15 protein-coding genes are annotated in these 12,635 nt (G+C 32.8%); 9 read left to right on the forward strand and 6 right to left on the reverse strand.

What is annotated here, in order from left to right:
- Positions 1 to 133 precede the first annotated feature (133 nt).
- Genes FFONT_RS06055 through FFONT_RS06080 form a run of 6 tightly spaced genes read left to right on the forward strand, consistent with a single transcriptional unit; the run spans position 134 to position 5,238 of the window.
- Positions 134 to 1,408 (forward strand): Pre-mRNA processing ribonucleoprotein,-binding region, encoded by a 1,275-nt coding sequence (locus tag FFONT_RS06055; RefSeq protein WP_014558354.1) that lies wholly within the window; start codon positions 134 to 136, stop codon positions 1,406 to 1,408.
- Positions 1,405 to 2,112, forward strand: a complete 708-nt coding sequence (locus tag FFONT_RS06060) for a fibrillarin-like rRNA/tRNA 2'-O-methyltransferase (RefSeq protein WP_014558355.1) — start codon at positions 1,405 to 1,407, stop codon at positions 2,110 to 2,112. The genes FFONT_RS06055 and FFONT_RS06060 overlap by 4 nt, the downstream gene beginning before the upstream one ends.
- The gene (locus tag FFONT_RS06065) at positions 2,096 to 2,521 is read left to right on the forward strand and encodes a DUF61 family protein (RefSeq protein WP_014558356.1); all 426 of its coding nucleotides are present in this window, start codon (positions 2,096 to 2,098) and stop codon (positions 2,519 to 2,521) included. Before FFONT_RS06060 ends, FFONT_RS06065 begins: the two co-directional genes overlap by 17 nt.
- 2 nt (positions 2,522 to 2,523) lie before the next feature.
- On the forward strand, positions 2,524 to 3,513 hold the full coding sequence (locus FFONT_RS06070; protein WP_014558357.1) for a helix-turn-helix domain-containing protein: 990 nt from the start codon (positions 2,524 to 2,526) through the stop codon (positions 3,511 to 3,513).
- Positions 3,500 to 4,066: a nucleoside-triphosphatase gene (locus tag FFONT_RS06075; RefSeq protein WP_014558358.1), complete on the forward strand. Its 567-nt coding sequence runs from the start codon at positions 3,500 to 3,502 to the stop codon at positions 4,064 to 4,066. The genes FFONT_RS06070 and FFONT_RS06075 overlap by 14 nt, the downstream gene beginning before the upstream one ends.
- 14 nt (positions 4,067 to 4,080) lie before the next feature.
- Positions 4,081 to 5,238 carry a hypothetical protein gene (locus FFONT_RS06080; protein WP_148683748.1) on the forward strand — a complete coding sequence of 386 codons (1,158 nt, stop codon included), beginning with the start codon at positions 4,081 to 4,083 and terminating at the stop codon, positions 5,236 to 5,238.
- On the opposite strand, the gene FFONT_RS06085 is transcribed toward FFONT_RS06080, so the two are convergent.
- Positions 5,230 to 5,634, reverse strand: coding sequence for a hypothetical protein (locus tag FFONT_RS06085; RefSeq protein ID WP_148683749.1), 405 nt, complete (start codon positions 5,632 to 5,634; stop codon positions 5,230 to 5,232). The two genes, FFONT_RS06080 and FFONT_RS06085, sit on opposite strands and share 9 nt — an antisense overlap.
- 280 nt (positions 5,635 to 5,914) lie before the next feature.
- On the reverse strand, positions 5,915 to 6,718 hold the full coding sequence (gene uppS / locus FFONT_RS06090) for a polyprenyl diphosphate synthase (RefSeq protein ID WP_014558361.1): 804 nt from the start codon (positions 6,716 to 6,718) through the stop codon (positions 5,915 to 5,917).
- Positions 6,719 to 6,979: 261 nt separating this feature from the next.
- Between uppS and FFONT_RS06095 the strand changes: the two genes are divergently transcribed.
- Together FFONT_RS06095 and FFONT_RS06100 are read left to right on the forward strand one after the other, a co-directional pair.
- Positions 6,980 to 7,369: a 30S ribosomal protein S8e gene (locus tag FFONT_RS06095; RefSeq protein WP_014558362.1), complete on the forward strand. Its 390-nt coding sequence runs from the start codon at positions 6,980 to 6,982 to the stop codon at positions 7,367 to 7,369.
- A gap of 18 nt (positions 7,370 to 7,387) precedes the next feature.
- Positions 7,388 to 7,696, forward strand: a complete 309-nt coding sequence (locus FFONT_RS06100; RefSeq protein WP_014558363.1) for a signal recognition particle subunit SRP19/SEC65 family protein — start codon at positions 7,388 to 7,390, stop codon at positions 7,694 to 7,696.
- A gap of 7 nt (positions 7,697 to 7,703) precedes the next feature.
- Here the strand turns inward: FFONT_RS06100 and FFONT_RS06105 are convergent, their stop codons facing one another.
- A complete protein-coding gene (locus FFONT_RS06105; RefSeq protein ID WP_014558364.1) occupies positions 7,704 to 8,519 on the reverse strand; it encodes a hypothetical protein in 816 nt (271 codons plus the stop codon).
- A gap of 172 nt (positions 8,520 to 8,691) precedes the next feature.
- Between FFONT_RS06105 and glnA the strand changes: the two genes are divergently transcribed.
- Entirely contained in the window at positions 8,692 to 10,089 is a 1,398-nt protein-coding gene (gene glnA, locus FFONT_RS06110) for a type I glutamate--ammonia ligase (RefSeq protein ID WP_014558365.1), read from the forward strand.
- A gap of 2 nt (positions 10,090 to 10,091) precedes the next feature.
- On the opposite strand, the gene FFONT_RS06115 is transcribed toward glnA, so the two are convergent.
- The 3 genes from FFONT_RS06115 to FFONT_RS06125 form a co-directional block, all read right to left on the reverse strand.
- The gene (locus FFONT_RS06115; protein ID WP_014558366.1) at positions 10,092 to 11,072 is read right to left on the reverse strand and encodes an AbrB/MazE/SpoVT family DNA-binding domain-containing protein; all 981 of its coding nucleotides are present in this window, start codon (positions 11,070 to 11,072) and stop codon (positions 10,092 to 10,094) included.
- A gap of 252 nt (positions 11,073 to 11,324) precedes the next feature.
- The gene (locus tag FFONT_RS06120; RefSeq protein WP_014558367.1) at positions 11,325 to 12,224 is read right to left on the reverse strand and encodes a transcription initiation factor IIB; all 900 of its coding nucleotides are present in this window, start codon (positions 12,222 to 12,224) and stop codon (positions 11,325 to 11,327) included.
- A gap of 12 nt (positions 12,225 to 12,236) precedes the next feature.
- Positions 12,237 to 12,503 carry an H/ACA ribonucleoprotein complex subunit GAR1 gene (locus FFONT_RS06125; protein WP_158308328.1) on the reverse strand — a complete coding sequence of 89 codons (267 nt, stop codon included), beginning with the start codon at positions 12,501 to 12,503 and terminating at the stop codon, positions 12,237 to 12,239.
- Positions 12,504 to 12,635 lie beyond the last annotated feature (132 nt).

Raw genomic sequence — 12,635 nt, forward strand, 5'->3', positions numbered from 1 at the left:
TTTCTTCATTTTTAGTTCCGTATACGGATCGTCATCATCCATATATAATTTTGTCAGAAAGATAAATATAAGTTAATATACTCACTTTTTAAAAATATCAATTAGTTTACGGAAAAGTATTGAAGGCTGATATATGATGAAGAAATATTTAACACAGCATATAGTAGGTGCCTTTCTGATTGATGAGAAAGGAGAGGTCATAAAGAAAAGCTTTTCAAATAAGGATATTGATGAAAACGTAGAGGAAATGCTCCAATTTGAAAGTGGCAATCTTACAAAGCAAATCATAGGCTTGATAGAAGACATTTCCAGCGGAGATACCGTAGTTGTAGAAACAGATGCTCTGTCTAGAGCCCTTCTCAAGCAGAAGCCCTCTCTCAATGTGGTAGTTGAGAAAAATGCCGAAGTTTTCAGGACATTTAGAGGAAAAATAAGAGAAATAGCAATAAGCGGAGGATTCTTTAAAGGAGAAGACGAATTTCAAATGTATATTCATCAGTTCAATATGGAGTATACTAGGAGAAAACTAAGAAAGGCTGCTCAAAAGAGGGATCAGTTAGCTGCCCAGGCTATAAGAGCTATCGATGACCTTGATAAGACTTATAACCTATTTGTGATTAGATTGAGAGAGTGGTACAGTGTTCATTTTCCAGAATTGGACAATTTGGTTCCTAATCATGAGCAGTATGTAAGATTAGTAGCAGAGCTTGGACACAGAGACAATTTTGAAGTTTCATCTATTGTGAATTTAGGATTTTCTCAGGATAAAGCTGAAAAGCTGACTGATGCTGCAAAGAAAAGCATAGGGGCAGATCTAAGCGATTTTGACATTAAGCCAATTCAAACGCTAGCTAGAATGGCTTGGGATACTTATGTTTTGAGGGAAGACTTGGCAGGATATATCGAGAGCGTCATGAAAGAGGTGGCGCCTAATATAACCGCACTTGTTGGAAGCCTACTTGGTGCGAGGCTTATTAGCCTTGCAGGAAGCTTAGAAAATCTTGCAAAGTTGCCGGCAAGCACTATACAAGTTTTAGGTGCAGAAAAAGCCTTATTTAGGGCATTGAAAACAGGAAGCAGACCTCCAAAGCATGGTATAATCTTTCAGTACCCCGAAATTCATAAGGCTCCAAGATGGCAAAGAGGCAAAATGGCAAGAACTCTCGCTGCAAAATTGGCAATTGCAGCAAAAGTAGATGCATTTACTGGAAGATGGATTGGCGATAAGTTGGTAGAAGACTTGCAGAAGAGGTTAGAAGAAATTAAAAAGATATATGCGAAGCCCCCTGCAAGAAAGCCTACTGAAGCCGTTCAACAGCAGACAAGACCTGAAGCGAAGAGGAGGGAATTTCCAAAGCAAAAAAAGATGAAAGGAAAGAAAAGAGGATTTGGAGGTAAGAGAGAATGAGTGAACCTATTAAAGTAAAACCACTAGAGTTGAATGAAAGGATATTTGAAATAGAATTTGATGACGGTTCAAAAAAGCTTGCAACTATAAATTTAGTCCCAGGCAAAAAAGTCTATGGAGAAAGGCTTTACAGGATAGCAGGTACGGAATATAGAGAGTGGATCCCATATAGAAGCAAATTGGCAGGAGCAATTATGAAAGGAATAAAAGCTGTTCCTATTAAAGAGGGAGAAAAGGTCCTATATTTAGGAGCTGCATCAGGAACTACTCCGAGCCATATAAGTGATATTGTAGGAGAAAAAGGGATTATTTATTCTGTAGAATTTGCGCCAAGAGTAATGAGAGAATTTTTGCTAGTCGCCTCAGATAGGAAGAACCTCATACCGATAATGTCTGATGCTAGAAAGCCTCAGCTATACTCTCATATTGTAGAGCTCGTAGACATTATCTATGCTGATGTTGCTCAACCAGAACAAGCATCAATTGTTGTTGAAAATGCTAAGTGGTTCTTAAAGTCAAGAGGTAAGATATTCCTTGCTATAAAAGCTAGGAGCATAGATGTGACAAAAGAGCCGACAGAGGTATATAAAAAGGAAATATCGATACTTCAGGAGAATAGATTTGAAATAATAGATGTGGTTCATCTAGACCCATATGATAAAGATCATGCGATGGTCTTAGCGAGCTATGAGCCAGGAAAATAATATTGCAGAGACTCTAAGAAAAAAAGTCATCCTTGACTTGTCGGCTATAAATGACCCTGTAGAGGAATATGTTAGACTGAACGAAGTTGGAAACGAAGACGTGCTTTTAAAAACAAAAAGTAAGAGCTTTTTTATTTTAAAAAAAGATGACATCGCAAAGTTGAAAGAAAATCTTCCGAGTTACTTTCATGAAATGCTCGCTCTTCCAATAGAGATAAATATCTTAGTAACGCCAAACAATAAAATTTATATGCTGAATGAAGATTTATGGCAGAGAAGGGCTGTTAGATATATACTCAATAAAAAGCTTGAGTATGAGCCTAAAAAGTATATAACCAATGATGAATTAAATACGCTGATTTCGCTGATGCCTAGTGTATTTAAACTAAAAATTAAAGTAGAGTGGTAAGTATGAAGAACGAGAGCTCTTGGGTAAATGATTACCTACAAGAGCTTTTAGAGTCCACAGTAAAAAACATCATAAAAAGCGGATTTGAGTTTGTAAAAATAGATAGGCCAGATAATTTTAACGAAAGAAGCATTGATATATTAGCATGGTCAAAAGATGAAAAGAAAAAGAAGATACATCTGAAAATCACTCTAGATACAAGCTTTTTGAGCAAAGAAGAAATAAGGGATCTTATAGGTATTACAAAAAGCGCATCGTCCAGACCAATAATAGTAAGCGAATACGATAAAAAAATAGATATTCAGGATGAGGTAATTTATCTAAAGGAAAATGTCCCTACAGTAAATGTTACTACACTACCTAAGCTTCTTTCATGCTCTAAAGATTTATACATCTTTCTAAAAAAGGGAGAATTTGTTGTTAGAATTTCAGGAGAGAAAATGAGAGAAAGAAGGGAAAAGCTGGGATTAAGCCTTGGAGAGCTAGCAAACAGACTTGGCGTGACAAGGAAATCCATATATGAATATGAAAAGAATACTTTTGACGTAAGAATAGATTATGCTGATAAGCTTTTTGACACTTTGGGAGAAGAAATAGTCTCTCCATATAATATATTTTCGGACGAAGTAGTTGAAATGGTTAAGATGAAAAAAGAAGAAATCCCAGACAACCTATTCGAGGAAAAAATCTTCAATATTTTAAATGAGAAGAATATGTTCTTCTATCATGCTAGGAAGACATTTGTAGATATAATTGCAAAAAAAGGAGAAGAAATATTTTTTATTGCTATAGATCATGAGCATATGCCACTTACTTTGGAAGAAAAAGCAGAACAGCTTTCAAAAATCAAGAAGCTTAAAGATGTTGAGAAAATGATAGTCGCCAAAAAGGAGAAGGCCAAAGAATTAAAAAAGGAATATAGCGATGAGATAAGAATAATTCCCGATGACAAGATAAACACCATAAGCAGGATTTTAGATGAAAGAAAATAGGGAATCTGTTAGGATTTTCCTTACTGGTCATCCTGGCATAGGGAAAACAACTCTAGTATTAAAACTAGCAAGTATTCTTACTTTAGAAAAGGTAAAGTTTGCCGGATTTGCAACTCCTGAGAAAAGAGGAAAAAGCGGAAGAGAGGGGTTTGAATTAATTATTTTTCCTTCTAATGAGGTCCATGAGCTTGCATCAAAAAGCATAGAAAAAGGATACAAAATGAAGCTTGGAAGCTATTATGTTAATGAGAACATGGGAGCTATTATCTTAAAAATTATAAATGAATATCTCAATGATGATTCCTTCAAATTTTTTATTGGCGATGAAGTAGGACCTATGGAGTTGATGATACCTGGTATACGTGAAGGAATTTTGAAGTTGCTCAAAGCGGAAGAAAAAAGCATGCTAATGTCCTTCCACATCAACCTGAAACAAAAAGACCCAGAAATTTACGATTTGATTTCAAAAGGAGATGTGTACGTTTTAAGCACTGAGAATAGAAATCAGATATTAAATGATATTATTAACAAGATAAGAAGGAAAATAATCTGAAGGTGGATAGCGTATTGGAAAATATTGAGCTAAAAGAAGGCAGGGCAAAATTTTTCTTGCCAATGTCTAATGAATTTTTTAGGTCTGATGGAAAGCTAGAGCCTGCATGGCTACCTATCTTTTACAATCCTTATTCATCAATTAATAGAGATTTAACTGTTTTAGGGATTAAAGCCTTTTCTTCTTTGTTTAGAAAAATTGAAAATTTTATAGAACCTTTGGCGGGAAGTTGCGTACGCACAATTAGAGTCGTCTTGGAAAATGACGATATTGAAATAAACGGATACGCTAATGATATAAGCAAAGATGCCGTTGAATATTGCGTAAAAAACATTTCTTTAAATGGGTTAGAGGAAAAAATAAAGGTAATGAATGAAGAGGCTAACTTCTTTCTGCATTTTCTACTAAAAAAAGGCATAAAACAGGATGCTGTGGATATTGATCCTTATGGGAGTCCGATAAATTTTCTTGATTCCGCATCCAAAGCGATTTCAAATAATGGTTTATTGTTTGTTACGGCTACGGATATAGGAACTCTTATGGGAAAGTACAAGGATACTTCTTTGAGGAGATACGGCTCACATGTATATAAAACAGATTACGGTAGGGAGATCGCAGCTAGAGTATTAATATACTCTGTCATAAGAGCTTTTTCATCGAATGAGAAGAACGCTTATCCTCTATTCACCTATTATCATGAACATTTCTTAAAAACAGGATTTTTAATAAAAAAAGAGAAACAAGCGAACAAAATAGGTTTTTTATGCATTGATTCAAATAGCGGTTATCCTTTTGACAAAGTAATTCTAGGTAAAGATGGCTTTAAAAGTGAATGTAGCAACTATATCGGCCCTATATGGCTTGGCGAGCTTTGGAATAGAGATTTTCTTCTAAAGGTTGAAGATTTCTATAGAAAAGGAAAAGAAAATTATAGCATTAAGCTTGAGAAAGATATTAATACTATGCTTGCAGAGTCAGAAATAGAAAATCCCTTTTACTACCATATAGATAAGATAGCGAGCAAGTTAAAAAAGAATGTGCCAAAGTTTGAAAAAATTGAGGAAGAATTAAAAAAACTAGGTTATGCCTCGTCTAGAACTCACTTTGATGCTAAAGGAATAAAAACAAATGCTCCTTATGATATAGTATTCAATGTAATAAAATCACTTTGAAGCCTGTTCAATCTTATTAGTTTCACTTTCTAGCCAATTTTTAAGAATTTCGCAATTAGCCGGAGACCATTCCCTTCCTATGCCGCACTCTTTAATATATTTGCATGTAAAGCAAGGGATTTTTATAACGGTCGAAAGCTCTATTTTTAATTCTACTGGCTTTATAGTAGATAGCTGTATTTTATAATCTATTTTTCCATCTTCTTTTTTGATCTTTTCTTTTTTAACTATTCCCTTTCTGCTTAGTCTAGCAACTACTAATTTTAGTTTATCTTCCTTTATCTTCAATATCTTTTGCAATTCGCTTAAATTCATGCCACTATTTCCTGAAGATTCTAAAATTTTTATTATAGTGTTTTCAATATCTTTTGGTAGAGTTGTATTCTTAGACTTCAATAAATTCACCAGCAATTATTGCAAGTATCCTGAGGGATATCAAAAACCTTCTAATAATTTATTTGTTTTACTAGGATATTAAATTTAACAGAGAGCTCTCTACAAAGCTATCTTTCCAATAAAAAATTTAACAAAAAGTGAAAATTTATTTTTCAACTAATAATACTTGAGACCTCGTCCGTTAGGACGAGGACTTATGTATAAATAACAGAGAAAGAATAAAAACTTGAGGAATGTTCCCTGAAAGCAGAAGTCTGCCCTTACGGACAGGGAAGTTTACTCACTTTCCAAAATTTCTTCTTCTTTTTTGAAATGACCTAATAGCTCTCCAGAGATCGATTTTTCTAAATTCAGGCCAATATACATCAGTGAAGAAGAGTTCTGAATAAGCACTCTGCCATAAAAGAAAATTGCTTATCCTTTCTTCTCCACTAGTCCTTATTATAAGGTCCGGATCTGGAGAGTCCGAGGTAAACAAATAACTGCTCACTTTATTTTCGTCTATTTCGTTTAAAGATATTACGCCCTTTTTATAGTCAGATGCTATCTTTTTTATCGCTTCAATTATTTCATGTCTGCCTCCGTAACATACAGCTATATTTAGAATTCTTAACTCATTCTTTTCGGTTTTTTCTTCTACTTCTTTAGCTTTTTTGATTATCCAGTCAGGAATGAGCTCAAAATTGCCAATAATTTTTACTTTTACCTTTGAATCATATATTCTTCTATCATTTTCTAGCTGTTCCAGTCCCATATAAAGAAGTTGAAATATGTTTTGCTTTTCCTCCTCACTCCTCTTTAGACAATTCTCGGTTGAAAGTACATAAAGAGTTACAGCTTTAACATTTAAATTCCAAATCCAATCCAAAACTTGGCTGACTTTTTCATATCCCATTTTATGTCCAAAGGTATATTCATACCCATGTCTTTTCGCCCATCTTCTATTTCCGTCTGGAATTATTCCTATATGTTGTGGCATCTGATTATCTTTTATCTGATTCCATAAATAATGCTCATATAGCTTATATACTGGCTTCAGTATTTCTTCTTCGAATCTTTCAAATACTTTTGTCAAAAATTGCATCCTCCTTATAGTATAAGCTATAAGCCTATGGTTTAAAATATGTTGTTGTTTATTTAGAATCAATTTAAATAAAAATCTTCAAAATATAAAAATTTTTAATAAAGCAGTCAATTTATGAAACAACATATTTTTGGGAAATTAATTCTTTCTTTGGGAATAATAAAACATATAAACACTGATGATAATAACAAGAATAAAGAATGACAATTAATAACACCCTTTTAGTAAAGAAATTTTATGCAATACTAAAGGTGATAAAGTTTGGGGATATACCAAGAAAATGACTTAAAAAAGTCAAGCGGTGGAAAGAAAACAAGACCGTATAAGGTAAAAAGAAAAGCTCTCTTTGGAGGATACTTCACTGAAACAAAAGTTCATTCAGAAGATGAGAAGGAAATAATCAAAGTTAGAGGAGGTAACATAAAAATTAAGCTGAAAAAGGCAAGCAAAGCAGTTATTATGAGTAAAGACGGAAAAACTGTTAAAGTGGAAAAAATATCAAGAGTAGTGGAAACGCCTAGCAATAAAGAATTTGCACGAAGAGGCATAATTACAAAAGGAAGCATAATAGAAGTTGAGTCAGGAAAGGCTCTAGTAGTATCTAGACCTGGGCAGGATGGAGTTATAAACGCAGTTTTAATTGAGAAATAAAATTGCTGGTATATAGAGTTGAGCTCGAGAGGATTTAAGGGTAAAAAAATAGTAATTTATCCTTCTTATCTCGATTGTACTTCTTCTAGAACACATGGAAGAAAGATCCCAAAATCCTTATGCGTCCAGAAGCCCAGTATTAGTGAAATTTTAGAAGTTGCAAAAGGGTTAAGTTTGAATCCAATTTTGGAGGACAAGAAATTTCCTAAAAAATGGTGGGAAATAAAACAGAGAGTAATTGTTGATAAAAGATGGGGAAAAATTGAGACTTTAAAGAGAATTTGCATTGCAATAAATGATATGAGAAAGAAAGGGAAAAAAGAATAAGAAAAATTTACTTCGTCATAAGAACAAAAATTTCCTCCTCAGTATCTAAAATTTCAAAGTCAGATATTGTACCATTTGCCTTTAATTTATTTGAAAGCCTTAAAAGGAAAGCTTTTTCTTTTTTAGAAATATCGTTCTTTTTTACAAGGCTGAATTTTGGTTCAGATATTAGTAAATATTTTGAACCTATTTTTTCAACAAACTCCACTAGGTTCAATCTCTTAGTTCTATATAACGTATGGAGAATTCTCAATAGTAGTGTTAATGATTTATCGTAATTATTTATATTCTTATAAATCTCTTCGAGAGAATCAGTGTCAGCATCTGCTAATATTGGAGTCAAAAGCATTTTACTCTTTTTGCTATATATCAAGAGCGATTCGTATATTTTTTTGTTTTTTTCTATAGCATAATATCTGAGCTTGGGAGATGCCTCACCCAAAAAGGCGTCAAAATAAATAGGAAACGTTCCTGAACCTATGTCAACAATTGTATTTATATTTTTTTCTATCATTAGCTTTTTCAGAAACTCTAAAATAGCAGTGAGGTTTTTTCCTCTTTCTAATATACTAACATGTTCACCTTCAGCACTATAAAAAACTCTTGAGGAGTAGTAAATCCTCTTTTTGATTTTTTTAATCAATTTTTTAACTTCTGAAGCATCATCAAGCTTCCCTTTTCTTTCAAGCGATTCCGCAATTTTTTTATTTAAAAGAGCTTTATTGATTTCTTCAGATATAATGTCAGAAAACCTTTCATATGAATTTTGTCCTATCTTTTTCTTTACTAACTCTGCCAACTTTTGCTTAAGTTCTTCACTCATTTTTTCTCAATTAAAAAATATTCTTATTGTCGTTATAAATTCATAGCATTTTTTGGACAAGATTTTATCTTTTTTCCATTCTTTATATAAAAAATTTACAAAATTTTGAGAAAAATTTATATGTTTTTTATTATAATTATTTCTTCATTAAAATTTTTTTAAAGTGATAACAATGAAGATTGAAGAGTTGAAAAATATTATTGAAGATAATAAGTTGAAATGGATAAACTTACAACTAACCGATCTCCTCGGAATTTTCAGGCAAGTGGTAATTTCGAGCAAAATGTTTGATGAAGATGCTATTAATTTAGGGATAGGCAAGTTGGATGGAAGTAGCGTCTATGGTTTTAAGGAAATATATGAAAGCGATTTAACACTTAGACCAGTTTTAGATACTTTGAGGACAAATCCCTTTGAAATCAATACCGCTGATATCATTACAGAAGTTTTTGATACATTTGGAACGAAAAGGTTGGAAACCGATCCTAGATATGTAGCACAAAAAACAATCGCCTATACTTCAAGCTTTGGCTATAATTCACTTACAGCTGCTGAACTTGAATTTTACATTTTTGATGAAATAAGGTCTTGGTTGCGACCCCTCTTTTCAGGTTTCGAGATAAAGTCAGGTTCAGCAGGATATGATGAAAAAACAAATCATTCTCTAACAATAAAAGGCGGGTATTATGTTCCTCCTCCGTTCGATGAATCAATAAAAATTAGAAGCGAAATAAGTGACTTGCTACAAGATTTTTACAAGATAACCATAGAATCTCATCATCATGAAGTGGGGGGTGCAGGTCAAGGAGAAATTAATATGCAAGCTCTTGACCCTGTTTCTACGTCTGACAATATTCAAAGGATAAAATACGTCTCAAGATTTGTTGCTCATAAATATGGAAAAATCATTACTTTTATGCCTAAACCTATAAGTGATGATGCAGGTAATGGAATGCACGTGCATGTAAGTTTATGGAATAATGGTAAGAACGCCTTTTACGATATAAATGATGATTATGCTGGGATAAGTCAAGAAGCAAGATATTTTATCGGGGGGCTTCTTTCACATGGAAAGGCTCTTTCAGCCATAGTTTCTCCAACAGTAAATAGTTATAAGAGGCTTTTACCACATTATGAAGCTCCAATCTTTCTTACTTGGAGTAAAGGTAATAGAAGCGCAGCGGTTAGGATACCTTCATACCATAAGAACTATGAAAGAAGGAAAAGGGTTGAGTATAGACCACCAGATCCTTCATGCAATCCCTATTTGGCAATATCGGCTATAATTTTAGCTGGAATTGATGGTATAGTTAAAAAGATAGACCCAGGCGATCCTATTGACGAGAATATATATAAAATGGCAGAAAGTAAATTGAGGGAGTTAAAAATAGAAAGGCTTCCAAGTTCACTAGACAAAGCTCTAGATGAGCTGTTAAATGATAATGAATTTCTAAGACCAGCTTTTTCTCAATCATTAATCGAACTTTATATTGAGTTGAAAAGAAAAGAAATAGAAAAAATAAATAGGACAATATCTCCGGCTGAATTTTATTATTATGCAAATATCTAAAATCAAATATTTATATGTGCATCTTTTAAATGTATATAGCAGGTACTATCGTTTATTACAGTTTTTACATATGACAAAGAATAAACAATAGCTGATGCCATTTTTAGAGAGAGAGAGCTTAAAGATCCATTTGCAAGGAATTCCGATATATTGTTGCTAATGTTAGTAAAAAGCTTATTTGCATACTCTATTCTTTTGAGACTTTCGTTGGTAATAGCTCCAGCAACTTCCCAAATTAGAGATAGGTATAAACCGAAGATATTTTTAAAATATTCAACTTCATTTTTGCTTATATCTTCCTCTCCTATTTCTATTAGCACTAATAACGTATCCAATAGGTTTCTTAATATATTGTAAATTGAGTAGTAAATAGTCATTTTCAGTTTAGCCTTTTTCTCTAAGATCGGATCTTCAGCACTAAGGTCACCTATATTAAAAAAATGCTTTATATTTGAAGCTCGTAATTCAAAAGCTTCTTTAACTTTTTTCAATTCATCGAAACTCTTTTCATTAAACGATGTCAAAGATTCTAGCAATTTATTAATAGCGCCTTCAAACGATATTAAACTCTCTCTTAGAATTGCATCAATATCTTCATCGGTCATTTTGCTAACTAATTTGAATGAAATACCAAAAGGATCGACCTTTTTTATTTCGTAATCCTTATTTTCATCTTTTACTGACATGACTTCTCTTGCTATATCATCAGTTATAAGCTCGTTGCTCTTTAATATAAAATAAGGGATCCCAGCGTACATTAAACATTTTGCTTTATTTTTTATTTCTTCTATTAGCTGATTTTTCTCAAATTCTACAACTGCATAGACTTCTTCATTTTCAAAAGCAATTATTCTAAGTTCCTTCTCTCTTTCAATTATATAAACAGAATCGCCGGCTTTTATTCCAACCTTATTGACCCATGATTTCGGAAGAGTAATAATGAGGGAGGAGCTACCAAGCCTCTGAACTTTTCTGACTTCCAAATTTTCGCACCAAATTTTTATTTGTTAAAATATGAATATTAATTTTCAAATTGATCTATTTATCAGTTTTCAATTCCTATATCAATTTTCTTTTTTAGTATTAGTTTGATGTACTAAAAGTTTTTTATTTATTGTTGGAATAAAGGTTCAAACATATTTTTAGAGTTTCATTTAATAACACTTGAGCTCCCATCCTTTAGGACGAGAAGGAGGTCAGTCTAAGGAGTGAAATCATTATCAAGAGATTTCAAATCATAAATTAACTTCTATATATAATTTGTCAATAATTTCTCTATATCTGTTTCTGATCGCAACATCAGTAAAATTACCTAAAGCTGATGCAATATCTTTTTGGTTCTTTTTTTCGCCAAAGATAGATGAAGCGATATATGCTGTAGCAGCTGCAAGGGCTATTGGGGACTTTCCGTGATCCATGTTAAGCTTTTCTATAGCATTCGCGAGTCTGTACATTAGGTTTTCAGACTGCATTGATAGTCCTAACTTGGAAGTTATCATTGGAATATAATCTTTTGGCTTAGTGACTTTTGCATTAATTTTTCCTCCCTGTATTTCAACTATTTTTCTCTGTGCGTACCTTACTTTTTCTTCATCAGCCCCTACGCTGATAATTACAGAATAAAACGTTCTCGGTACCTTCATAAGTCTACATGCCATAAACAACGAAGCTGCAACATATGCTCTTATCATCTCTCCTCTTCCAAGACCCTTTTCCACAACTTTTTTTATGTAATAGGCTGCAGTTTCTGTTACTTTTTGAGGAAGCCCCAACTTTCTAGCTTCATCATTCAAAATTTGAAGCGCCTTTACCATTCGTTTATTTTTACTCATCCTTATCGCTGTATTTTTCCTTTTCAACTCAATAAATTTCCTTCTTTTTCTGAATGGTAGCTTTTTTATGTCACTTTCGCTAGTGTAAGTAGTTAGTCCGTGATCGTGCATCCTAAATGTTAATGGTGTGCCTGCTCTTGACCTAGATCTTTCTGCTTGAGAGCTGAAATCCCTCCATTCTGGTCCAGAATCAATTATAGTACTTATCACTTCACCTGTATCAAGACAAATTAATTCTCCTCTTTCCATATCAGCTATTGTATGTTGACAGTTTATTTTATTCTCGCTACTTTCGTCTGACATCTTTCTTACTCCCTATTTTTTCTTTCTAGAAGTGAAGGTCCGTTCATCTACTAGAAGAACTTGTCCTATGTATTTGGAAAGATCTTCCTCTTTTTTGAAAGGTTTTATAACAGCATATGGATTATTTACATTTCCTATAACATCCATAACTTTTCCAAATCCTCTAAAGTCCGGTAAAAGGACTCTATTTCCTATATTAGGAATATTTTTGCTATCTGTGATTTTTACTAGTAATAAATTATTAGTAGCAACTTTTTCAATAACTCCAAGTTTTTTCAATAGAACCTTCACCATTGTAATATATTTTTAAACAGAAATTCTTATTTAAATGGCATTACTTGTATTACCGATAAAAATACTGCTTTAATTTTAAAAATAATCATGCTAAAAACAATTTTTCATATTTAAAGT

Source organism: Fervidicoccus fontis Kam940 (genome assembly GCF_000258425.1).
Lineage (GTDB): Archaea > Thermoproteota > Thermoprotei_A > Sulfolobales > Fervidicoccaceae > Fervidicoccus > Fervidicoccus fontis.